This is a genomic window from Roseibium sediminicola, assembly GCF_023156505.1.
Taxonomy (GTDB): Bacteria; Pseudomonadota; Alphaproteobacteria; order Rhizobiales; family Stappiaceae; genus Roseibium; species Roseibium sediminicola.
The window spans coordinates 414,741-437,297 of record NZ_JALNMJ010000001.1; the positions used below are offsets into that span (position 1 = coordinate 414,741).

General features: G+C 61.1%; 18 protein-coding genes. 9 read left to right on the forward strand and 9 right to left on the reverse strand.

Going from position 1 to position 22,557, the window contains the following annotated elements; translation table 11 throughout:
• Positions 1–57 precede the first annotated feature (57 nt).
• Complete coding sequence (locus M0H32_RS01870) at positions 58–972, reverse strand: DMT family transporter (protein WP_248149974.1); 915 nt, start codon at positions 970–972, stop codon at positions 58–60.
• Between the two features lie 106 nt (positions 973–1,078).
• On the opposite strand from M0H32_RS01870, the gene M0H32_RS29410 reads away from it, so the two are divergent.
• The 3 genes from M0H32_RS29410 to M0H32_RS01880 all read left to right on the forward strand — a co-directional run bounded on the left by M0H32_RS29410 (position 1,079) and on the right by M0H32_RS01880 (position 5,759).
• Complete coding sequence (locus tag M0H32_RS29410) at positions 1,079–1,207, forward strand: hypothetical protein (protein ID WP_282448997.1); 129 nt, start codon at positions 1,079–1,081, stop codon at positions 1,205–1,207.
• Positions 1,204–3,366: a malate synthase G gene (locus tag M0H32_RS01875; RefSeq protein ID WP_248149977.1), complete on the forward strand. Its 2,163-nt coding sequence runs from the start codon at positions 1,204–1,206 to the stop codon at positions 3,364–3,366. The genes M0H32_RS29410 and M0H32_RS01875 overlap by 4 nt, the downstream gene beginning before the upstream one ends.
• A 293-nt stretch (positions 3,367–3,659) precedes the next feature.
• Positions 3,660–5,759 carry a putative bifunctional diguanylate cyclase/phosphodiesterase gene (locus M0H32_RS01880; protein WP_248149979.1) on the forward strand — a complete coding sequence of 700 codons (2,100 nt, stop codon included), beginning with the start codon at positions 3,660–3,662 and terminating at the stop codon, positions 5,757–5,759.
• Between the two features lie 26 nt (positions 5,760–5,785).
• Here the strand turns inward: M0H32_RS01880 and fsa are convergent, their stop codons facing one another.
• Both fsa and M0H32_RS01890 read right to left on the reverse strand, forming a co-directional pair.
• Complete coding sequence (gene fsa, locus M0H32_RS01885) at positions 5,786–6,439, reverse strand: fructose-6-phosphate aldolase (RefSeq protein WP_248149980.1); 654 nt, start codon at positions 6,437–6,439, stop codon at positions 5,786–5,788.
• Positions 6,440–6,524: 85 nt separating this feature from the next.
• Positions 6,525–7,208 carry a nucleoside triphosphate hydrolase gene (locus tag M0H32_RS01890; protein WP_248149981.1) on the reverse strand — a complete coding sequence of 228 codons (684 nt, stop codon included), beginning with the start codon at positions 7,206–7,208 and terminating at the stop codon, positions 6,525–6,527.
• A 300-nt stretch (positions 7,209–7,508) separates the two neighbouring features.
• Here M0H32_RS01890 and M0H32_RS01895 point away from each other — a divergent pair, with 300 nt between their 5' ends.
• Complete coding sequence (locus M0H32_RS01895; protein ID WP_248149982.1) at positions 7,509–8,693, forward strand: ROK family transcriptional regulator; 1,185 nt, start codon at positions 7,509–7,511, stop codon at positions 8,691–8,693.
• A gap of 52 nt (positions 8,694–8,745) precedes the next feature.
• On the opposite strand, the gene M0H32_RS01900 is transcribed toward M0H32_RS01895, so the two are convergent.
• From M0H32_RS01900 to M0H32_RS01910, 3 genes are read right to left on the reverse strand one after another with little or no spacing between them, the layout of a single operon-like run.
• On the reverse strand, positions 8,746–9,957 hold the full coding sequence (locus tag M0H32_RS01900) for a mandelate racemase/muconate lactonizing enzyme family protein (RefSeq protein WP_248149983.1): 1,212 nt from the start codon (positions 9,955–9,957) through the stop codon (positions 8,746–8,748).
• 10 nt (positions 9,958–9,967) lie between these two features.
• Positions 9,968–11,455, reverse strand: a complete 1,488-nt coding sequence (locus tag M0H32_RS01905; protein WP_248149984.1) for an aldehyde dehydrogenase family protein — start codon at positions 11,453–11,455, stop codon at positions 9,968–9,970.
• Entirely contained in the window at positions 11,455–13,068 is a 1,614-nt protein-coding gene (locus tag M0H32_RS01910) for a GMC family oxidoreductase (protein WP_248149985.1), read from the reverse strand. The genes M0H32_RS01905 and M0H32_RS01910 overlap by 1 nt, the downstream gene beginning before the upstream one ends.
• A gap of 170 nt (positions 13,069–13,238) precedes the next feature.
• Between M0H32_RS01910 and M0H32_RS01915 the strand changes: the two genes are divergently transcribed.
• Complete coding sequence (locus M0H32_RS01915) at positions 13,239–14,126, forward strand: LysR substrate-binding domain-containing protein (RefSeq protein WP_248149987.1); 888 nt, start codon at positions 13,239–13,241, stop codon at positions 14,124–14,126.
• A 510-nt stretch (positions 14,127–14,636) separates the two neighbouring features.
• On the opposite strand, the gene M0H32_RS01920 is transcribed toward M0H32_RS01915, so the two are convergent.
• A complete protein-coding gene (locus tag M0H32_RS01920; protein WP_248149990.1) occupies positions 14,637–17,015 on the reverse strand; it encodes a fatty acid cis/trans isomerase in 2,379 nt (792 codons plus the stop codon).
• Between the two features lie 6 nt (positions 17,016–17,021).
• A complete protein-coding gene (locus M0H32_RS01925) occupies positions 17,022–17,252 on the reverse strand; it encodes a hypothetical protein (protein WP_345779312.1) in 231 nt (76 codons plus the stop codon).
• A 204-nt stretch (positions 17,253–17,456) separates the two neighbouring features.
• Here M0H32_RS01925 and M0H32_RS01930 point away from each other — a divergent pair, with 204 nt between their 5' ends.
• Both M0H32_RS01930 and M0H32_RS01935 read left to right on the forward strand, forming a co-directional pair.
• Positions 17,457–18,782, forward strand: a complete 1,326-nt coding sequence (locus tag M0H32_RS01930; protein WP_248149996.1) for an NAD(P)/FAD-dependent oxidoreductase — start codon at positions 17,457–17,459, stop codon at positions 18,780–18,782.
• Between the two features lies 1 nt (position 18,783).
• A complete protein-coding gene (locus tag M0H32_RS01935; RefSeq protein WP_248149999.1) occupies positions 18,784–20,106 on the forward strand; it encodes an NAD(P)/FAD-dependent oxidoreductase in 1,323 nt (440 codons plus the stop codon).
• Between the two features lie 48 nt (positions 20,107–20,154).
• On the opposite strand, the gene M0H32_RS01940 is transcribed toward M0H32_RS01935, so the two are convergent.
• On the reverse strand, positions 20,155–20,391 hold the full coding sequence (locus M0H32_RS01940) for a hypothetical protein (protein WP_248150003.1): 237 nt from the start codon (positions 20,389–20,391) through the stop codon (positions 20,155–20,157).
• 942 nt (positions 20,392–21,333) lie between these two features.
• Here M0H32_RS01940 and M0H32_RS01945 point away from each other — a divergent pair.
• Together M0H32_RS01945 and M0H32_RS01950 are read left to right on the forward strand one after the other, a co-directional pair.
• Entirely contained in the window at positions 21,334–21,960 is a 627-nt protein-coding gene (locus M0H32_RS01945; protein WP_248150005.1) for a GNAT family N-acetyltransferase, read from the forward strand.
• A 77-nt stretch (positions 21,961–22,037) separates the two neighbouring features.
• A complete protein-coding gene (locus M0H32_RS01950) occupies positions 22,038–22,556 on the forward strand; it encodes a ClbS/DfsB family four-helix bundle protein (protein WP_248150009.1) in 519 nt (172 codons plus the stop codon).
• Position 22,557: the final 1 nt, after the last annotated feature.

The following is a 22,557-nucleotide window of genomic DNA, read 5'->3' on the forward strand; positions in this document are numbered from 1 at the left end:
TCAAATGCACAAAAAGGGAATTCGTCGTCTTAAGTGTGGTTTGTCCGGAGGGAAGCCTCAAGCGGCCGCTTTGCGCTCCGAAAGCCAGATGCCGCCGAGCACCAGCACCAGGGCCGTGCCGTGGTGCCATTGGAAGTCTTCCCCGAGGATCGAGACCGCCAGGATCGCAGCGAAGATTGGCACCAGGTTGATGAAAACGCCCGCCCGGGCCGGGCCGATCAGCTCGACCCCGCGCATGAAGGTGATCTGCGCCAGGAAGGACGGGAAAAAGGAGATATAGAGAACCACCAGCCAGCCTTTCAGGCCCGGCCATTGGGCACTGCCCGCAGAAATTTCGTAGAAAAGACCAGGAACGGCAGCGAGCGCGGAAATGCCGGACAGCACAGCGAAGAAGGTCAGCGGCGAAATTTGCGGCCGGTTCCTGAGTGCCAGCGTGTAACCGGAATAAAGCACGCAGGCGATAAGCATGATGCCGTCTCCCGGATTGACGGCGAGCGCGAGCAGCACCTCCAGTTTGCCCTGCGCGGCGATCAGGGTAACCCCGGCGAGGGTCAGGAGAATGCCGAGCACCTGCAGGAAACGCACCTTCGCGCCGAAGGCGATTACGGATCCGATCAGCACCAGGATCGGCATGGAGCCCTGAATGATGCCGAGATTGACCGCTGTGGTCTCGGTCGCGGCAATATAAAACAGAGTGTTGAAGGCGACGAACCCGAAGATTGCCATCAGCAGCATGTAAGGGAAATAGGGCCGGATCAGCGGCCATTCCCGGCGAATGTTCTTGCCTTGCAGCGGCAGCATGATCGCGGCGACAATGACCCATCGCAGGAAAACCACCATCATGGGCGAGACCTCGCCGACCGCAAGGCGGCCGGCCACCGTGTTGCCGCCCCAGAACAGGGTCGTAAGGGTCAGCATCAGGATGGCGTTGCCATAGGTCAGGTCGCCAAATCGTTTTGCCAGCGCAATCATGGGGTCCTGTCGGGAAGTGGGATCGGTCGAAACGCCATCGGTACCGGATCGAGCGGGTCGCCGAAAGGGCGTTCTTTTTGTATACCGGCATATACTGTTGGAGATAATGATTTTGATCTTTTCCAAAATGGAAAAAGTCATGGGTGGCACAGGACAATTGACGATTGCCGTCCTTGACCCCAAAACACCAGCCAATAGCTTGATAAAAGAGATTGTGAAAGGAACAGCCCCATGACAGGCCGGATCGACGCGCACGGATTGCAAGTTGCCAGGGATCTTTATGACTTCGTCAATGACAGGGCCCTGCCGGAGACCGGTGTCGATCAGGACCAATTCTGGAAGAGCCTGTCGGACCTGGTGCACGATCTGGCGCCGAAGAATCGCGCGTTGCTGGAAAAGCGCGATCAGCTCCAGGAAAAAATCGACGCCTGGCACAAGGCGCACCCGGGGTCACCCGACATGGACGGCTACAAGAGCTTCCTGGAAGAAATCGGTTACCTGGTGCCGAAAGGACCGGATTTTGAGGTTGGCACCGCCAACATCGATCCGGAAATCGGATCGGTGGCCGGTCCGCAGCTGGTCGTGCCGGTGATGAATGCGCGCTACGCCCTGAACGCAGCCAATGCCCGTTGGGGATCGCTTTACGACGCGCTCTACGGCACCGATGCGATGGGCTCCAAGCCGCAGGGCAAGGGCTTCGATCCTGCGCGCGGCGCCGAGGTCATCGCCTATGCCCGCAAGATCCTCGACGAGGCTGCGCCGCTGTCGAGCGGAAGCTGGTCGGATGTCACCGGTTTTGCCATTCACGGCGAACAGCTGCTCATCTCCACGGAAACCGGTACCACCGCGCTGAAGGATCCGGCTCAGTTCGCCGGCTATTCCGGCGACACCGCCGCGCCCTACAAGGTTCTTCTGGTCAAGAACGGCCTGCATCTGGAAATCGACATCAACAGTCAGCACCCGATCGGCAAGACCGACAAGGCGCATATCGCCGACGTCATTCTGGAATCGGCCATGTCGACCATCATGGACTGCGAGGATTCCGTCGCCGCCGTTGATGCCGAGGACAAGGTCGTCGTCTATTCCAACTGGCTCGGCCTGATGAAGGGCGATCTGGAAGAAACTTTCGAAAAGGGCGGTGAGACCGTCACGAGGCGCATGAATGCCGACCGGCAATACACTGCGCCCGACGGCGGCGTGCTGAAGTTGCACGGCCGGTCGCTGCTGCTGGTGCGCAATGTCGGCCACCTGATGACCATAGATGCTGTGCTCGACCGCGACGGCAACGAAGTGCCGGAAGGCCTGCTCGACGGCATGATCACGGCCATGATCGCCCTGCATGACATCGGCCCGAAGGGCCGCGAGCTCAACAGCCGGGCCGGCTCGGTCTATATCGTCAAGCCGAAGATGCACGGTCCGGAAGAAGTCGCCTTTGCCTGCGAGATCTTCAATCGGGTCGAGGACGCGCTTGGCCTCGCCCGCAACACGCTCAAGATGGGCATCATGGACGAGGAACGCCGGACCACGGTGAACCTCAAGGAGTGCATCCGCCAGGCCAGGGATCGCGTGTTCTTCATCAACACCGGCTTCCTCGACCGCACCGGCGACGAGATGCACACCTCCATGGAAGCCGGACCGATGATCCGCAAGGGCGACATGAAGGCCGCCACCTGGATCGGCGCCTATGAGAACAACAATGTCGATATCGGTCTCGCCTGCGGCCTGCCGGGCCATGCCCAGATCGGCAAGGGCATGTGGGCAATGCCCGATCTGATGCACGACATGCTGGAGCAGAAGATCGGCCATCCGCTGTCGGGCGCCAACACCGCCTGGGTGCCGTCACCGACCGCCGCCACCCTGCATGCGCTGCATTACCACAAGGTGAGCGTGGCGGAGCGCCAGGGCGAATTGAAAAGCCGTAACGCCGCGAAGCTGGAGGACATCCTGTCCATTCCGGTCGCCGAACGTCCGAACTGGGCGCCGGAAGCCATTCAGGCGGAACTCGACAACAACGCGCAAGGAATCCTGGGTTACGTGGTGCGCTGGGTTGAGCAGGGCATCGGCTGTTCCAAGGTTCCGGACATCAACGATGTCGGGCTGATGGAAGACCGGGCGACCTTGCGCATTTCCTCCCAGCACATTGCCAACTGGCTGCATCACGGTGTCGTCACCGAGGCGCAGGTGCTGGAAACGATGAAGCGCATGGCGGCCGTGGTCGACGGCCAGAATGCAGGCGATCCGCTCTACCGGCCGATGGCCGACGATTTCGAGGGGTCAGTCGCCTTCCAGGCCGCCTGTGAACTGGTGCTTGAGGGAACGAAGCAGCCGAACGGCTATACCGAACCCGTGCTGCACCGCCGACGGATCGAGTTCAAGGCAAAGTCGGCTGCTTGATCGGGTTGCTGCCGAACCACGAGGCTCCTGTGCATAGGGACAGGAGCCTTTTTGCGTCCGAGGTGCACGCAGGGCGGGTCTGCCGCTAAAGGTTATCGCAGGGCGGGAATGGTAAACGGGTAAAAATCGAAGCAAACTTTCACCGTGCGAACTGTCTGTTGTGAAGGTGTTTTAGTTCATATATTTCAGTAGATTAGGCGTGTTTACCGGTCATTATCCATAAGTCTGGGCGTCTACGTGTTTTTACGACTTTCGGCGGAGAAGCAGGTACCTTGTATTATCTGGAGTAGATAATGCTAACTGTCCTGTCGTGCATCGTATTCGAGCATGATCCTCTGTTTCTCGCCCTGGCGGTGATAATCCTGACGATCGGCGCGGTTCTGACCATGCGTCTGTTCGCAAGGGTTCGCCGTACCCAGGGCAATCTCAAGTACATGTGGCTGCTTTTGTCCGGTCTGATCGCGGGTGGCACGATCTGGAGTACGCACTTTGTCGCCATGATCGCCTATGAAAGCCCGTTCATCCTGGGCTACGATTTGGTGTTGACCGCGTTGTCGCTACTTGTCGCCATCGCGGGGACCACTGCTGGTCTGCTGATTAGCTCGATGACGCAGCGTTCTTACCTGATCGAGGTCGGCGGGATCGTGTTCGGCGCGTCGATCGCGGCCATGCATTTCATGGGCATCGAAGCGCTGAAGGTGTCCGGCATTCTGACACTGTCCACGTCCTTTGTCGTCACCTCAGTCCTCTTGTCCTGTATTTTCGGCATGTTCGCGACCAGCAGGATCGCGCGCCCGGTCACGCGTTATTGCAAATACGGGGCTGCAGTCAGTTTCATTCTGGCCGTCGCCAGCCTGCATTTTGTTGCCATGGGCGGTGTCGAAATCCTGCCGTTGCGGCTGGATGGCAGTGAGAGAGATCTGATCTCCAACCAGCTGATGGGGATCGCGGTTGTCTTCACCATGAGCGTGCTGATGCTCTCCGCCATGATCACCTATTCCATCGACACCGTGAACACAGAGGTTGCCGACAATCGACTGAACCATATCGCCCATCACGACCCGCTGACGGGCCTGCCCAACCGGGCGGCGCTCGACCGGCATCTGGATGGGTTCATCAACCGCGTTGCCATGGACAACGCCCGTGTGATCGTCCTCAACTGCAATTTGAGCCGGTTCAAGGAAATCAACGAAGTGCTTGGCCATGCCGGCGGCGACGCGGTTCTGCGCCATGTTGCAAAGTGTCTTTCGGAACATCTCGACCCGGAAGAATATGTTGCCAGGATCAGCGGCGACGAGTTCGTCGTCGTTGGCAAGCCTGTCTATTATCGTGGCTACATGCTGGACCTGTGCAAGCGGGTGCAGAAACTGGTGGCGCTTCCCCTAGCCTGGCAGGGTGAGGAAATCCGCGTTGCCAGCAGCGTTGGCTATGCAACCTATCCGGATCACGCGGCAACCGGCCCGAAGCTGATGGAAGCCGCATCGCGGGCCATGCACCGCGCCAAGGCGAACGGGGGCAACGCGGCGCTCTGCTACGATGCCGACAAGGATGAGCAGACCCGCGAGCGTAGCGCCCTTGCCATGGATCTGCGCAATGCGCTGAAGAATGGCGAATTCGAACTCTATTACCAGCTTCAGAACGACGTCACGACCCGCGAGGTCACGGGCACCGAGGTGTTGCTGCGCTGGAACCATCCGGCGCGCGGCATGGTGCCGCCGTTCGAATTCATCCCGATCGCGGAGGAAACCGGGCAGATCAAGGAGATCGGCGCCTGGATCATCCGCACCGCCTGCCGCGAGGCCGCCAGCTGGACCAACCCGGTCAAGGTCGCCATCAATGTTGCGCCGGTGCAGCTCGCCGACAACCACTTCCCCGACATCGTCGCCCATGCGCTGAGGGAAAGCGGGCTCAGGCCGGAACGCCTGGAACTGGAAATCACCGAGACCGGCATCATCGCTGACACCTCGCATGCGCTGCAGATCATCCACCAGCTGAAGAAGCTGGGCGTGCGCATCGCCATGGACGATTTCGGCACCGGCTATTCCTCGCTCGCCACTCTGCAGGCGTTTCCCTTCGACAAGATCAAGATCGACCGGGAATTCGTCAAGGATCTCGGCGGCAACAAGCAATCCGAGGCCATTGTCCGGGCAACCATCATCCTGGGCGAGAGCCTCCAGATCCCGGTTCTCGCCGAAGGTGTCGAAACGGAAGGCCATCTCGGTTTCCTGGCCTCGCAGGGCTGTAACGAGGTCCAGGGCTTCCTGTTCGGCAAGCCGATGCCGGTCCGCGACATCCGCCGGGCCTTGATGGCCTCGACGGCCATTCGCAAGGACGAACCGGAGACCGAGCCGGCGCAGGCCCCCAAAATCACTCTGGTCAGCCAGGTGGCCTGAGGCGACGCTCCCCAGAGAAGAAAATCCTACAAGATGGATTGCCCGGTGCTTTTCCAGTCCGCGACGAACTGGTCGATCCCCTGTTTGGTCAGGGGGTGATCGGCGAGTTTTCGAAGGACGCCCGGCGGAACCGTCACGACATCGGCGCGCGCCAGCGCGGCCTGGGTGACATGGTTGGGGCTGCGGATGGATGCCGCGAGGATCTTGGTGTCGAAATCATAGGTGTTGTAGATCGTCCGAATGTCGCCCAGGAGGTGGCTCCCTTCCAGGTTGATGTCGTCGAGCCTGCCGACAAAGGGCGAGACATAGGTTGCTCCCGCTTTTGCGGCCAACAGGGCCTGGTTGGCGGTGAAGCACAAGGTGACGTTGGTTTTCACGCCATAGCGCCTGAAATGTTTGCAGGCCTTCAGGCCTTCGAGCGTCAAAGGCAGCTTGACGACGACATTTCCGGCGATTCCGGCAAGGCGCTCGCCTTCCAGGATCATGCCCTTGGCATCCAGAGCCGACACTTCCGCGGAGACCGGTGTATCGGTCAGGCGGCAAATCTCGGCAATCACCTCCAGGAAGTCGCGTCCGGATTTTGCAACGAGGCTTGGATTGGTCGTGACCCCGTCGAGCAGGCCGGTCTCAAGCAGGCTTTTGATGTCATCGACGTCGGCTGTGTCCACGAAGAAGTCCATGTCTTTTTCCTTTGGTCAGCAGTTGGGGGAGGTGAGCCGGGTCAGAGCTCACCTGCAGGCGTTTGGGTTCATTCCAAGGGTGCATTCAATAGGCGTAGCGGACGCCGAACTCCGTGTAATCCTGGGTCAGCATCAGATCGGCCAGATGGCTTTCGCGGGCAACGAGCTCGGCATTTGGCAGATCGTTCTCGATGGTTTTTCTAAGGGCGGCGTCCGGTTCCAGCCCGTGCTTGATCCATCGCTGCAGCAATCTCTCCCGAAGGGCCTGCATGGACGGACAGACAAAAACGGTTGCCGCGAAAAGGGCGCGCAGGGAAGACCAGGGTGCGCGGTCAAGAAGCAGGTAGTTGCCTTCCACCACAACGACGGGCGTTTCGGGATGAATGGCGATTGCGTTGGCAATTGCCAGATCCAGATGGCGGTCGAATTTCGGGTGATAGGTCTCGCGGTTTACCTCGGCAAGTCGTCCGACGGCATCGCAGAAACCTGAAGCATCGAAGGTTTCCGGTGCGCCCTTGCGGGCAAGCAGGCCACGCGATTCCAGGAGCCGGTTGTCCAGGTGGTACCCGTCCATCGGCAACAGGGATGCTCTGGCCACGGACGAACGCGACCCGCTGTTCAGGCTCTGCACCACCGCCTCCGCCAGGGTCGATTTGCCCGAGGCAGGCGGCCCGGCGATGCCGATGATGGTGCGTTCACCGTCACGCATGCTGCGCTCGATGAGGGTGCAGACCTGGTCGACGTCCTGCTCCATGGTGGTCTTGGTCATGCTGTCGTCCCGAATGCGTCGTGCAGGGCCGACAGACCACGGCGCAACGCGTTGGCGGTTTGAAAAATGCATGAGCACAGGCAGTCGCCGCTTCAAGTGCTCACCCCGGCTTTGTGTTTTGTTCGGTGGCTGTGACACCGTCTCCTGTTTGCATAGTGTCAAACGCCGACAGGAGTCAATAATTAATTCCTAATGAATTAAATAGTGATCAATGCGGACCCTCAAATCCAGTGCTGGAAAGAGAGAAAGGTCGGCAAATAACGCTTGCATTGCCGTCAGAGCCGAAGGCACACAATAGAAATGGATCGAAAGAGCACAGACGCGCAGCCGCAGGCAAACATCAGGAAAGGCACCAATCAGGTTGCCGTTCGAAGCCACAATGAGCGGCTGATCCTGCAACTGGTCAGGGAGCAGGGGGCGCTCACAAAAGCAGAAGCCACGCGGGCCACCGGACTGTCCGCCAACGCGATTTCGGTGTTGTTCCGGTCGCTGGAGGAAGAAGGGCTTCTTTTACGCGACGCGCCGATCCGCGGAAAGATCGGGCAGCCATCAACGCCGCTCCGCCTCAATCCGGACGCGCATCACTATGTTGCGTTGAAGATCGGGCGCCGGAGCCTGGAACTGGGCGTGGTGAATTTTGTCGGTGAACTCGTTGCGAAGACGAGCATCTCATTGGCCTTTCCGACACCCGAAATCACACTGGACTTTGTCCAAAAGGAACTGAATGGCGTGCTACGCTCCGCCAAAAAAAGCCGGCAGTCCATTTCCGGCATGGCGGTTTCCTGCCCGTCCGAACTGTGGAGCTGGACGGATGAATTGGGTGCGCCCGGGGAGAAGATGGACGCCTGGCGGGATTTTGACCTGGTGCAGGAACTTTCGACCCTCGTGCCCTGGAATATCCTGGTCGAAAATGACGGCACAGCGGCCTGCCGCGCCGAACTGCTGTTCGGGCCGCATGCGGACAAGCAGAACTGGATCTATTTTTATGTCGGCACCTTCATCGGCGGTGGCGTGGTCCTGAACGGCAACGTCTACACCGGCAGTCGTGGCAATGCCGGCGGGTTTGGTCCGATGCGCGTTCCCGATCAGGAAGGGGGCAACCGGCTCGTCGACCATGCGTCCCTGGTTGTTCTGGAGCGACGCCTAGCCGAGGCTGGCAGTGCGCCTTTCGAAATTTACGAAAACGCCGACACCTGGGACGCTTTCGAACCGCAGGTCGGAAACTGGATCGCGGACGCGGGCCGTAACCTCGCTCACGCAACGGTGTCGGCCCTGTCTGTTCTCGACTTCGAATCCGTCGTCATCGACGGTGCCTTGCCGGCAGAGGTCAAAAGCCGGCTCGTTGCGGAAGTGCGCGACCAGCTCGAGAACACAGACCTGCAAGGGGTGCACATGCCGGACATCGAAGCCGGTGTTCTGGGAACTCAAGCCCGGACCCTGGGCGCCGCGGCGACATTGATCAGCGCCGATTACCTGAACGCGTAAGCCGACAGCAGGCGAAACCTGTCATCCGTTTGATGATGCACCTTTGTCTCCGTCACAACGGCAGGGCAGGGCTCTCCTGAAAGCCGAGATGCAGTTCGTCGCCCTCATAGGGATGTGCCCTGGCGATCTCCTCGTTGAGATCGTGTCCGAGACCCGGTTCGCCTGAGGGAATGACATAGCCGTCTTCCCACCGGATCGGCGATTTCAGGAGCTCGGCATAAAAGCCGTCGAAGGTCCGGATCGATTCCAGCACCAGGAAATTCGGGCTGCAGGTGGCCAGCTGGATATTGGCCAGCGCCACCAGCGGACCGCAATAAAGATGCGGGGCGATCTGGGCCGAATGACATTCCGCCATGCTGGCGATCTTCTTGGCCTCCAGGAGGCCGCCGACCCGGCCGAGATTCATCTGCAGGATGCTTGCGGCGCCGGTTTCCAGAACCCGGGCGAACTCATACTTGGTGCAGAGCCGTTCTCCGGTCGCGACCGGGATCGAGGTGTATCTGGCGACCTCGGCCATGTCCTCGGGGCTCTCGGGCGGGATTGGCTCCTCGAACCATAGCGGATCATAGGCTTCCAGCCGGCGGGCCAGGCGCTTGGCACCCGATACTGTGAACTGGCCATGGGTACCGAACAGGAGGTCTGCCTTTGTGCCGACCGCTTCCCGGATCTCGCGGCAGAAGGCCTCCGAGCGCTCAAGGTCTTCGAGGCTCGGCTGGTGGCCGTCATAGATCGTATAGGCGCCGGCCGGGTCGAATTTCACCGCCGTGAAGCCTTTGGTGACGGCGATCGCGGCGGCTTCGGCGGCCATTGTAGCGTCATTATAGACATTGGGTTTGGCCGGATCCGGATAGACGTCGCCATCGGCGGGGTAGAGATAAGTGTAGGAACGCAGCCGCTCATGCACCTTTCCGCCCAGAAGCTCGTAGACCGGTTTGCCGGCGGCCTTGCCGATAATGTCCCAGCAGGCCATTTCGAGCCCTGAGAGCACGCCCATCACCGTCACGTCCGGACGCTGGGTGTATCCGGCGCCATAGGTCTTGTGCCAGAGCTTCTCGATGTGGTGCGGATCTTCGCCTTCGAATTGACGGCGGAACACGTCCTTGGCCATCTCGGCCACCAGATGCGGCCCGAAGGTGGCGTTGTAGATCTCGCCATAGCCGGTGATGCCGCAAGCGGTCACCAGCTTGACGAAAATGAAATAGCGGCCGCCATGGCGGGGAGGCGGATTGCCGACGACGAAGGTCTCGATGTGGTCGAGTTTCATGGGATCTCTGTTAGCTGGCATTGCTGATGGTGACGGACTTCACCTTGGTATAGGCGTCGAGGCCTTCCCAGCCCTTTTCGCGGCCATAGCCGGATTTCTTGTTGCCGCCGAAAGGCAGTTCCAGCCCGCCGGCCCAATAGTCGTTGACGGACACCTGGCCGCAATCCATGGCGCCGGCAATGCGCATCGCCCGGCCGACATCCCGTGTATAGACGCTGGCAATCAGGCCGAACTCGGTGCCGTTGGCGAGCGCAATCGCCTGGTCCTCTGTGTCGAAGGTCTGGACGGACAGAACCGGGCCGAAGATTTCTTCCTGGACCGCCGGATCGTTCGGGGCAAGATCGGCAATGATGGTCGGCTGGAAGAACCAGCCCTTGCCGGTCTCAGCATCCGTGGTGGCGTCACCTCCGGTCAGGATATTGGCGCCGCGCGCCTTGGCGGCATCGACATGGGCCTTGATCCGGGAGAGATGCAGGTCGGAGTTGATCGCGCCCATATCCGGACCGCTCAGGCCGTGGCCGGGCCGGATCTTCGCGGCGCGTTCCGTGAGGATCGCGAGCACGTCGTCCCTGAGGGTCTTGTGCAGGATCAGCCGCGAGCCTGCGGAGCAGATCTGGCCGGAATTGGAGAAGATCGCCCAATAGGCGCCCTCGGCGACCTTTTCCGGGTCGGCGTCCTCAAAGGCGATCAGCGGCGACTTGCCGCCGAGCTCCAGCGTCAGCCGCGTGACATTCGGCGCCGCCATCTGGGCAACGTTCACGCCGGTGCCGACCGAACCGGTAAAGGTCAGCTGCTTGATGCGCGGATCGCGCGCCATCTTGGCACCGACATCCGAGCCAAGCCCGGTGACGACATTGACAAGACCATCGGGGACACCGGCTTCGCAGAGAAGTTCAGCCATGACCAGCGCTGTGAACGGCGTGGTCTCGGCGGGCTTCGCCACCACAGAACAGCCTGCGGCAAGGGCAGGGGCGACGCCGCGCGCGAAGGTCGAGGTCGGATAGTTCCAGGGAATGATGTGCCCGGTAACGCCAACCGGCTCGCGCAGCGTGAAAGCGGTGTACGCTGGACCGAGATTGACCGAGCGGCCGTCGAGCTTGTCGGCGGCGCCGGCGTAATACTCAAACAGGCGGGCAGAGGACTGAACGTCTCCCTGGGCCTCGGCCAGGGTCTTTCCGCTGTCGACCACCTCGATCACGGCAAGCCGGTCGGCATTGTCTCTGAACAGCCGTGCGACGGTGTTGAGGATGCGGCAGCGCTCGTCGGGCGTTACCTGGCGCCAGTGGCCCGCGGCTTTTTCGGCGGTGTCGATCGCGCGGTCCATCTCCGCCTCGTCGCCGAGCGAGAACTCTGCGAAGGCCTCGGCACGGCCGGGGTCGAAGCTCTCCATCTTTCGGTTCGAAGCTGGGGTTGTCTTGCCGCCGATGAAATGGCCGTCGGGCAGGGCGTCCAGCTTGCCGGTGGAAAGATAGTCTTGTGCGATGTCCTGGACTGTCATCAGTGAACCTGTTGTTGATCTTCTAGGATGAGGTCGGCCCCCTTGAGGGCCAGCATCATGGTCGGGGCATTGGTGTTGCCCGAGGTTATGTTCGGGAAGGTGGAGGCATCGACCACGCGCAGGCCATCGACACCATGAACCTTCAACCGGCTGCTGACCACCGTCGCGGTCCGGTTTTCGCCCATTCGGCATGTCGAGACCGGGTGGAACACCGTCGAGGCGCGGGCCCGGAAGTCGGCCAGGAGACCGTCATCGTCGAGATCGGGCAAATGTGGCGCTTCCGACTGTTCGACCAATGCGCTGAGGGCCTTGCTGGCCATCAGCTGCTGGCACAGCCGCCCGCCCGCGATCACCGCCGCGCGGTCTTCGTCGGTCGACAGTGAATTTGGCCGGATCTTCGGGGCGGCAGTGGCGTCGTCACTGGCAATGTCGACCCGGCCGCGGCTGGTCGGACGGGTCGGCTGGGCGCAGATGATGAAGCCGTTGAACGGGTCGATGGTCAGCCGGGTGGTGTTGCCGCGCGGCAGGAGCCGGTAGCTGATCGGGTTGAAATAGAGCTGCTGGTCCGGCCGGCTTAGCGCCTGGGTCGAGCGCAGGAAGCCGCCGCACTGGTTGACCGACAGGGACAGGGGCCCCTTGCGTGTGAGCGCATATTGCGCCGCTGCCATAGCCTGGCCGAGCAGCGGCCGCAGCACCGCGTTCAGTGTCGGTTCCTTGGCCCGGAAGGTGAAATTGGCCGCCAGGTGGTCCTGCAGATTGCCGCCGACATTGTCATTGTCGTGAAGCACAGGAATGCCGAGTTCGCTCAGGAGACGCCCGGGTCCGATACCGGACAGTTGCAGGAGCTGCGGCGAGCCGATCGCACCGGCCGACAGGATCACTTCCCGCCCGGCGCGCAGGGTCTCTCCGCTGACGAGTTCCACGCCGGTCGCCCGCAAACCATCGAATAGAATGCGGCGCACCTGTGTGTTGGTGCGCACGGCAAGGTTCGGCCGGGTCAGCGCCGGGTGCAGGAAGGCACGGGCGGAGGAACAGCGCCGGCCGTTCCGGGTGTTGATCTGGTAGATGCCGCCGCCTTCGGGCGTATCGCCGTTGAAATCATCGGTCCAGGGCAGGCCGACTTCCCGGATGGCGGCATGAAAATGCCGGTTCAAGCGGTGCACCTGATCGGTCACGTTCTGAATATGGATCGGTCCGCTGCCCGCCTTTTCCCCGACAGGAGAGACTTTCGTCTCCAGCCGCTCATAGGTGCGTCGGACCGTCTCCCAGCCCCAGCCTGCGGCGCCGGAGGCTTCCCAGTCCTCGAAATCTCCCGATAGGCCGCGGCAATAGACCATGGCGTTGATCGAACCTGAGCCGCCAAGCAGACGGCCGCGCGGCCAGTAGACGCTGCGCCCGCCAAGACCTTCGTCCGGCTCGGTCATGAAGCGCCAGGTGCGCACGGGATCTGAGTTCAGCTTGCCGTAGCCGAGCGGCAGCGAGACCCAGGGCGAGGCATCTGAACCGCCCGCCTCGAGCAAGAGGACACGGGTCTCGCGATCCGCGCTCAGACGCTCCGCCAGGATGCACCCGGCCGAGCCGGCGCCCACGATGATGTAATCGGCTTTGTCCATTTCGCGACACTGTCCGGATGCAAATTTCCTTCGAGTGTGCGCGCGCCTCCGATATTCCTGAAACGAAAAATCATTTGGTATAACATTGAAAAAATTTGAAGGAAGGTGCTGACGACAAATGCCGGATAGGGTTTCCTACGAAAGAGGACTGGCGTTCAAGCAGGTGAAAAATGGCCTATAATCTGCCGCCGCTCGGCTGGTTGCGCGCCTTTGAGGCGGCCGCGCGGCTGGGCAACTTCACCCGGGCCGCGGAAGAGCTTTTGATCACGCCGGCGGCAGTCAGCTATCAGGTGCGCCAGCTCGAACAGCTGCTGGGCTATCCGCTGTTCGACCGGGTGCACCGGGAACTGGCGTTGACACGGCTCGGCCAGACCTATCTGCCGACGGTCGAGAAGGCGTTTTCGGACCTGTCGATTGCGACGGTCTCCGTCTTCGGCGAACGTGAGCGCCAACCGGTCCGCTTCCGCTGCCTCAACAGTTTCGGCCAGCTCTGGATGATCCCAAGGATCGGCGCGTTTCAAAAGGCGCATCCGGGTGTCGACCTGCAGATGATCTCCGCCTCCTGGGCGGAAACCCTCAGCCCGGAACTGTTCGACATCGACATCCGCTTCGGCGACGGCAGCTGGAGCGACGGGGCGGTCGAATTCCTGCTCAACGATCCGATCATTCCGGTCTGCCATCCGGATCTGGCCCTGCCAGAGGGCACACGGGACGTCGCCGCACTTGCCGAAGCGCCGCGGCTGGACATCATGGGCGTGGTCGACACCTGGGAAAGCTTCTTCCGGGGCTTCGGCCTCGCCGTCCCGAAGCGCAATGGTCTGCAGGTGGACCAGACCCTGTCGGCGCTGGAACTGGCCGCGCTTGGCCACGGACACGCGCTGGTGCTGGAAACGCTGGCCCAGCCCTATCTCGACAGCGGCCGCCTGATCCGCTCCACATCGAAGAAGATCAAGAGCCGGCACAGCTATTATCTCGTCACCAACGGCCCCCGCCAGGCCTTGGGGCCGGACGCGCAGCTCTTCTGCAGCTGGATGATCCGTGAACTTGGCGGCGGGTGAGGGCGAAGGAGCTTCATTGAAGAAAACCGGAGAACCGCCCCACCCAAAGCGTCATCCTGAGGAGCGCGCCTGCGCGCGCCTCGAAGGATCCGGCACCTTGCGCAGGAGCAAGCGGCCGGATCCTTCGAGACGGACCTGACGGCCCTCCTCAGGATGACGCTGTGGGTGTAGTGAGTGAGGGCAATCGGGATCAAGGATTTGCCGCCTATTCGTTACGGGTTTGTTGCCCTCCTTGGGATGAGGTCGGAGGGGCAAGAGGCCTTCGATCCGAGGCAAAGCAAAAAGACTGCCCCACACTCAGCGTCATCCTGAGGAGCGCGCCTGCGCGCGTCTCGAAGGATCGGCACCTTGCGCAGGAGTAAGCGGCCGGATCCTTCGAGACGGACCTGACGGTCCTCCTCAGGATGACGCTGTTTGAGTGGTGCGGGTGTGCAAACGGAACCAAGATTTTTGCCTTCAAGACGGGCTTGTCACTCTCCTCGGGATGAGGCCGTAAGAGGCGAAGTCCGCTCACTCCACCTTGAACGTGAACTCGAACAGCCTTTCGATCGGGTCCGGCGCTTTGGGATCCCGATAGCGGTTGAGATCCAGAAGTCCTGCCTCAATCGCGTCTTGGGCATTGAGCGCCGCCTGGACCCGGTCGTAGACCTGCCAGAAATCCTTGTGAGTCCGGCGGATGCCGAATTCCGCAACAACGCCGAGATAATCGTCCTGGGTCCGGATCTCTCTGACAGCGGCGACGAAGTCGGCAAGCCGGTTTTCCCGCATCCGGAAGATAAAATTCGGGTAGCTGCTGAATTGGCCTGGCACGACGGTGAGCGTGTCCTGTTCCGGCTGCCGGCGCAGATCCTCGTTGAAAAGGAAGGCAACATTGGCGTGCGCCTCGTCATGCACCAGTGAGAAGATCCGGTCGCCCTGATCCGTCTCGACCAGCAGGACGGCAATGTCCGGCAGGTATTTGGCAAAGGGCGCAGGTCTCCCTGTGAGCGGGCGCAGCTTGCCGGCAATCGTATCCGAAGGAGCGCAGGCCTCGCCCTTACAGCGGTTGATCGGATCCGTAACCGGCCAGAGCTTCGGATTGAGCGCAAGCAGATGGGTCAGAAATTCCGCTTTCGGATCGCTGCTTTCAAAGGCAATGCCGGTGGGTGACGTCTCGTCGAGGGCGCTTTCCTTCCAGAGGTCGACAAGATTGACCAGCGGGCCCTGGTACCAGCTTTCATGCAGCCGGTCGCGTTGATCCGGCGGCAGAAAGGACAGGAAGATGCGCTCGCCTTCCCGGCGCAGGCTGTCCATGTAGATCCGTGTCGTCAGCTGATGCTCGACATTGCCGAAAACATCGAAACCGGCGACCAGATTGTAATAAATCCGCTCGAACAGCGGAAAATCGATCACCCAGGCGGTCTCGGGCACGGCGCCGGTAAAACCGGTGGTCACCGAGGCGGAGGAGAAATTCCGGTAAATGGTCAGCCTGGCATCGGCATTGTCGGGCGCGCCATGCCAGATATCCTCGTATCCGGGGCCGCCCTCTTCGGCATAGCGGCGGGCATAGCGCGATTGCCGGAATTCCTGATACTTGACCGGGCCGAGTTGCAGGAAGTTTTTCAGCCGGTCGGCCACCTTGCCTTCCGATTGCGCCACCGGCAGCTCCAGGATCGGGATGGCCTTATTCAGGTATGCGGGATCGGTGACGGAAAGATCGGCGTCCGGGTCCAGAAACGACACCCAGAACCGGTCCTCGATCACGTTGACGGCGACCTGGCCGTAACAGACCGGACCGCGGATAAACGAGCGCACGAAATAAAGCGCGTCATCGAGCAGGAACTGGTAGCGGCTGCGGGCCGGGATCGCCCGGAAGGTGGATAACGGATTGCCGCCGGCGGCCGAGGAATAGGGTGGCAGGGCAGCCAGCGTCCACTCGTCGTCAAGAAACAGCTGTTGGTACCGCTCAAGCCGCTCGGGGCCGATCTCGTAGACCATGTGCTCCTTGTGCAGGATGGTGCCCTCAAGTGGAACGAGGCGGTAGAAAAACGGCCCGCCGGGATCGTCGAACGGCCGCCGCGTGGCGATCTCTTCGGCAGCGGTTCCGGGTTTCGTGCGCGAGCGGATCAGGCGGAAGAACCGGCGCGGTGTGTCGCCTTCCAGGTGCAGATGGGCCAGGAACAGGTGCTCATAAAGATAGCGCGCCACCAGTCGGGTTCTGGGCTCGTCGCCGTTCAGGAACGTTTCGAACGAGGCGAGCATCTCGCGTATGTCCCCGGGAAGGGCTTTTTGCTTTTCGGGGGCCGGAGCCCCGTCCGCGGCCCAGGAGATCAGACGCTGGAAATCCGCGTCCGGCAGCGGTGCCATGGCGAAGGGCATGCCGCCCTGCGGATGCTCGTCCAGATAGCCGGCGATATCTTCGTCGGCGGGACAGGCATTCTTGCGCAGCGTTGAAATATCGATGCTGTCCGGCAAGGGGGCGCCCATCTTGAACGGATTGTCGCGCCCGGCCTGCAGCAGCTTTTCCAGCACCGATTTGCCGCTCGCCTTGTCGGTCACCGAGAAAAAGCCCTTCTGCCGCCAGGCGGGCACGGTCCGGGCGTCGATGCCGAGCCGGGTCATTGGCGCATCGTCGAGCCGGGTGCTGTCATAGACTTTCTGCTTGCTCGCGCCGCGTGCCCAGCCCGCGGGAGACGACAGTTTCAGCTGGCAGGGGGCGTCGTAACAGCCGTGGCAGACCACGCAGCGCTTGTTCAGGACGTCATGAATTGGCGAGGCTGCCTGCTGCGCTGTTCCCGGGGAGGCAAGCGCAAAGGCAATGACAAACTGGGCGGAAACGCACGTTCCAATCCCTGTGAGACGCGAAGACAGCGACCGGATTGCAATCGGCAGACGCGCCAGAAAAGCCATCAAACGCTAACCTTCGTCTTCTTCCATCCGGGGCCGGGTCTGGCGGTCCGCATGATCCGGGCCCTTGTAGGCCACGAGATAGGCCCAGCCGGCATAGGCGGTGATGGCCGCCATGATGTAAACCCAGGTGGTGTTTCCGAAGGAATATTCCACGCCGGTCCAGGCAGCGCAGAAGGCAACAAGAACGATCCTGCGCCAGAGCGGATCAAACCAGGGATGTTCAACGGGTCCAAACACAGTTTTGCCTTCCTTTTGGGTCATCTGGGCGCTGGTCCGTGGCTGTCACTTGACGCAGGGAAAGCCTCAAGAGTTTGCAAATCCACGAGAAACCTGGCCGCTTTGAATTGATTACACCTTGAAACCAGCCACCGAACAAGAGATTGTGGCCATCCTATCTGGGTCACGACCATTCCTATTGCAAATCGGAGCCGTGGAGCCGACATGCTGACTGCGCTTGATCTCCTGACAGCTAATGACACGCCTGGCCAGCACGCTCCGTCCTATTACGCCGCGACAGCAAACCGGGCAACAGCTCATCCGCCTCTGGAAGGCGCGCGCAGTAGCAGCGTGTGTATCGTCGGCGGCGGGTATACGGGACTGTCCGCCGCCCTGCATCTGGCGGAGCGGGGCATCGACGTCATGCTGCTCGAGGCCAACCGCATCGGCTGGGGTGCTTCCGGGCGCAACGGCGGCCAGGTCGGCACCGGCCAGCGCGTGGAACAGACGGTTCTTGAAGAGCGTCACGGCAAGTCCCATGCAAGGTTGCTGTGGGATCTTGCCGAAGAGTCCAAGTCCCTGGTCAAGAGCCTGATCGCCAAGCATCAGATCGCCTGCGACTATACGCCCGGCATCCTGCATGCCGACCATCGCAAGAGTTTCGTTCCGGAAAGCCGCGACTATGTCGAGCATCTCCGGCTGGTATATGGTTATGAGGACATTCGCTTCATCGACGGTGACGAGATCGGCAACCAGGTCGGCAGCCCCCGCTACTACGGCGGCTCGCTCGACACAGGCGCCGGCCATCTGCACCCGCTCAACTTCGCGCTCGGCATTGGGGCCGCCGCGGAGGCAGCCGGTGCCAAGCTGTACGAGGAAACGCGGGTCACCGGTATTGACGGCAAGGGCACGGGGCGTGTCACGGTGAAGACCGAGCGCGGCGAAGTGCGCGCCGATCACCTGATCCTGGCCTGCAACGGCTATCTCGGCCGGCTTGACCGCGAGACGGCGGCTCATGTCATGCCGATCAACAATTTCATCGTCGCCACCGAACCCTTTTCGGAGGACGAGGCGAAGAAGATCATCCCGAACAACGCGGCGGTCGCCGACAGCAAGTTCGTGATCAACTATTTCCGCCTGTCCGCCGACAGGCGCTTGCTGTTCGGCGGCGGCGAAAATTACGGCTACCGTTTTCCGGAGGACATCAAGTCCTTTGTGCGCGGTCCGATGCTGGAGATCTTTCCGCAGCTGGACGATGTTGCCATCGATTACGGCTGGGGCGGCACGCTGGCGATCACGCCCAAGCGCATGCCCTTTTTCTCCCGGCTTGCCCCGAACACCCTGACCGCCACCGGTTATTCCGGTCACGGCGTCGCCATGGCTACCCTTGGCGGCCAGCTTCTGGCCGAAGCGGTTGCCGGCACGGCCGGCAGGTTCGATGTCTTTGAAAAGCTCGACATTCCAGCGTTCCCGGGTGGAGACAGGCTTCGGTTCCCGTTGCTCGTTCTGGCCATGAGCTGGTTCTCCCTGCGCGACAAGTTGGGGATCTGACGTGCTGCAGACCCGGAACGAACCGCGCCGGACCATCGGCAGCTACTGGGAGGCGAGTGTCCCGGTTTTGAAGCCGGACAGGCAGCTGATCGGCAACGCTACCTTCGAGGTCGCCATCATCGGCGCGGGATTTGCCGGGCTGAGCGCCGCGCTCAAGCTGGCGCAATCGGGCGTTTCCGTGTGTGTCCTGGACGCCGAGCATGTCGGCTATGGTGCCTCCGGTCGCAATGGCGGCTTCTGCTGCCTCGGCGGCACCAAGCTCGACGAACGTCAGCTGATCCGAAAGTTCGGCCTGGAAGAGGCGCGCAAGTTCGTGGCCTATCAGGTCGCCGGGATCAATCTCGTCGCGCACCGGCTGGACAGCTGGGGTGTTCACGCGGACCGCCATTCCAAAGGCGAGATTTATCTGGCGCACCGGCTCAAGGACATCGAGTCGCTCCGGTCCAACGCGGCCTTTCTGAAAGAAAATTTCGGCATCAAGGCCAGCCTCCTGTCCAGGGATGAGCTCCAGGAGGAAGGCTATGGCGGCCCCGGTTTCTATGGCGGTTTGCGCATGCCCTATGGCTTTGCGCTCAATCCGATGGCCTATGTTCAGGCGCTGGCCGAGCAGGTGCGCCGGGCGGGCGGCAGGATTTTCGGAAAGTCGCCGGTCACCGGCCTGACCCGGGACGGCGATCGTTGGCATCTTGAAACGGAGCACGGCTTCGTGCGTGCCCGCAAGGTCGTGCTCGCCGCCAACGGCTATGCCAACGAGAACGTTCCCAAATGGCTCCATGGGCGCACGATGCCGGTGATGTCGTCCATTCAGGTGACACGTCCGTTGAGCGATGCGGAACTGTCGGCGCAAGGCTGGACGACGGACACGATGGCGTCCGACACCAGGGTCCTTCTGCATTACTTCCGCCTGTTGCCGGATCGCCGTTTCCTGTTCGGCACCCGTGGCGGTGTTTTTGAAAACGCTCCGGCGCTCGCGGCTATGCAAAAACGCGCTCGCGCCGATTTCAGGGAGATGTTTCCCGCCTGGGCCGATATCGAGCCCGAATACAGTTGGCACGGCCATGTCTGCCTGTCACGCAGCCTGACGCCTTTTGTCGGCGCGGTGCCAGGGCTGGACGGCGTTTATGCAGCCATGGGCTGGCATGGCAGCGGTGTTGCCATGGCGTCGATCTCAGGCGAAAAGCTGGCCGGACTGATCCTGGGCAAGCTGCGCGCGCAGGACCTGCCGCTGCCCCTGCAGCGGCCATTCAGAAAATTCCCGCTGCCCGCCCTGCGCAAGCTGTATCTGCAGGGCGCTTACTGGTGGTACGGATACCAGGACAGGTGAGCGTGCGGCCGCGGGAGCGCCGCGGCCGCGCCGCGGCCGCGCCACAAGTCACTTCACCTTGATCACGTATTTGTCGACTACGTTCCGGACCTTGGCCGATCCGGACACATACATGTCCATGACGAAGCCGACCTTGAAGACGTCGTCACCCTTGTAGCCCTTGTCCGGCCGGTAGATCACCAGGGTGCCCTTCACGGTTTTGCCGGCGCAACGCCCGGCTTTTTCACCCAGCTGGCCACTGACCTGCTTGAAGCTGACCTTGCCGTGTTTAGGCGGCACCGTCACCTTCATCCTGGGCGGGGCGCCGGTCAAACAGCCGGGCAAGGTTGTCGCACGCGATCCGACGACGGTGGATTTGTTCCGTGGAACGGTTTCACGGAATGTATCTGCCTGGGCATTTGAAGAAACAAACAAAACAAACAGGCACGCAAAAATAATACGCATTTTTTACCTCTGTAATTTTTGACGATGGGGTGTGTATTGCAGCCGGTCAATTTGCGCAAGCCTGCAGAGGCGGGAATTACCTGAGGTTTCCGACCTGTTGCTGAACAGTCCCAGGCCAAATACGCGTTGAACCTTGCCGCCGGGTCTGCTTAGGGTCAGGACTCATTCATTTGATCGAAATGGCGCAACAAACGGCAAAGAGTTGCAAGGAAAAGCGCGAAAAGCGGGCTTCATGCCCGGTTGAGCGGTTTGAGGGAGCAAATCAAAGCCGTTTTGCGTCCCTCCGGGATAGGGTGAATTTGCCCGGCAACGTCGTTGCAAACCTTTGGAAGCCGGACGGTTTCCTGCAGCTTTGCGCCTAGTATCCGAACAAATTCATCCCTACCATTTCACTCAAATGAATGGGTCCTGACCCTAGTCACCCGAATCTGAAGTTCGTCTTATTTCCCGGCACACTCGGAACGAGCTTCAGATTCAAAAGGGTGACTAGCAAGCATATGTTTCTAGTGTGGTTTTCGAATTTGAAATTCGCTTCGATGGTCGCTGCAACAATGAGTCGAATTTCAGATTCACCACACTAGTCACCCGAATCTGAAGTTCGTCTTATTTCCCGGCACACTCGGAACGAGCTTCAGATTCCAAAGGGTGACTAGCAAGCATATGTTTCTAGTGTGGTTTTCGAATTTGAAATTCGCTTCGATGGTCGCTGCAACAATGAGGCGAATTTCAAATTCACCACACTAGTGACCTTTGGGCTCCACGAGGAACGCGATGACGACCAACATGAGTGACACTGTGACGATCCGGCCGGCGGAACCGCGAGATCTGCATGCGGTCTACGCAGTCTGCCTGAAAACCGGCGATGCCGGGCGGGACGCGACGGAGCAGTATGACGACCCGGATCTGATCGGCCATATCTATGCCGGGCCTTATGTTATCATGGGCGGGCTGGTTAGCTTTGTCGCCGAAGACAGCGATGGGATCGTTGGCTATGCGGTTGGCGCCGCGGACACGCGCGGCTTTGAAGAGCAGCTCGAGCAGGACTGGTGGCCGTCTTTCCGGAAATACTATCCGGAACCGACCGGCGACCCCGCGTCCTGGACGATGGATGAGCGCAGGATCTGGTCGATCCATCATCCTTCGCATGTGCCGGAGGAAATCGTTCAGGCCTACCCGGCGCATATTCACATGAACCTTTTGCCGCGTGCGCAAGGAAAGGGGATCGGTTCCCGGCTGCTGGAAGCCTGGCTGGCCGAAGCACGGCGATGTGGCGCCGGCGCAGTCCATGCCGGTGTCAGCGCCGTCAATTCGGCGGGGCTCGCTTTCTGGACGTCTCGCGGTTTTGAGCCGGTCGCGACTGTGCCGGATAGCGGTTCCCGCGGAACCATATGGTGCGGACGTCAAATTTAACCGGCAACTCTTTGCTGTGGGTCAAGGAAGGGTGTGCGGGAGTTTGCCACTCTCGCGGGAGTTGTCAGGAGGAAGCGATGCCCGCAAAAACCAAGAAAGAATTGTTGGCCCTGGCCGACAAGGAATTCGACAAGCTGCAAAGGCTGCTAGATGACATGCCGGCCATGTTGCGGCTGGAGAAGGATGCCGACGAGACGTCTCCCAAGGACATCGTCGGTCACCGTGCCCACTGGATTCAGCTGTTCCTCGGCTGGTACCACGACGGTAGGGACGGCAAGGAAGTCTTCTTTCCCGCCAAGGGCTATAAGTGGAACGAGCTGAAGCGCTACAATGCCGAGCTGAGGCAAAAACAGTCCAGCCTGTCCTGGCCGTCCGCCAGATCACTCCTGGAGACCGGTCACGCGGAGCTGCTGGCGCTGCTGGAAAGCCTCGAGGACGAGGATCTCTATGCCGGGCCCATGAAAGGCGCCAACAATGACTGGACCGCTGGGCGTTGGGCAGAAGCCGCAGGCCCCAGCCATTATCGCTCAGCCGTGAAATATCTGCGCCAGCGAATCCGGACGTTCCAAGCCGAACGGCCGGAAAACGCCGCCTGAA

Bases quoted from the DNA above. Each gene is read 5' to 3' on its own strand.
- M0H32_RS01870 (WP_248149974.1), bottom strand. From the start codon at position 972: ATGATTGCGCTGGCAAAACGATTTGGCGACCTGACCTATGGCAACGCC.
- M0H32_RS29410 (WP_282448997.1), top strand. From the start codon at position 1,079: ATGATTTTGATCTTTTCCAAAATGGAAAAAGTCATGGGTGGCACAGGA.
- M0H32_RS01875 (WP_248149977.1), top strand. From the start codon at position 1,204: ATGACAGGCCGGATCGACGCGCACGGATTGCAAGTTGCCAGGGATCTT.
- M0H32_RS01880 (WP_248149979.1), top strand. From the start codon at position 3,660: ATGCTAACTGTCCTGTCGTGCATCGTATTCGAGCATGATCCTCTGTTT.
- fsa (WP_248149980.1), bottom strand. From the start codon at position 6,439: ATGGACTTCTTCGTGGACACAGCCGACGTCGATGACATCAAAAGCCTG.
- M0H32_RS01890 (WP_248149981.1), bottom strand. From the start codon at position 7,208: ATGACCAAGACCACCATGGAGCAGGACGTCGACCAGGTCTGCACCCTC.
- M0H32_RS01895 (WP_248149982.1), top strand. From the start codon at position 7,509: ATGGATCGAAAGAGCACAGACGCGCAGCCGCAGGCAAACATCAGGAAA.
- M0H32_RS01900 (WP_248149983.1), bottom strand. From the start codon at position 9,957: ATGAAACTCGACCACATCGAGACCTTCGTCGTCGGCAATCCGCCTCCC.
- M0H32_RS01905 (WP_248149984.1), bottom strand. From the start codon at position 11,455: ATGACAGTCCAGGACATCGCACAAGACTATCTTTCCACCGGCAAGCTG.
- M0H32_RS01910 (WP_248149985.1), bottom strand. From the start codon at position 13,068: ATGGACAAAGCCGATTACATCATCGTGGGCGCCGGCTCGGCCGGGTGC.
- M0H32_RS01915 (WP_248149987.1), top strand. From the start codon at position 13,239: ATGGCCTATAATCTGCCGCCGCTCGGCTGGTTGCGCGCCTTTGAGGCG.
- M0H32_RS01920 (WP_248149990.1), bottom strand. From the start codon at position 17,015: ATGGCTTTTCTGGCGCGTCTGCCGATTGCAATCCGGTCGCTGTCTTCG.
- M0H32_RS01930 (WP_248149996.1), top strand. From the start codon at position 17,457: ATGCTGACTGCGCTTGATCTCCTGACAGCTAATGACACGCCTGGCCAG.
- M0H32_RS01945 (WP_248150005.1), top strand. From the start codon at position 21,334: ATGAGTGACACTGTGACGATCCGGCCGGCGGAACCGCGAGATCTGCAT.
- M0H32_RS01950 (WP_248150009.1), top strand. From the start codon at position 22,038: ATGCCCGCAAAAACCAAGAAAGAATTGTTGGCCCTGGCCGACAAGGAA.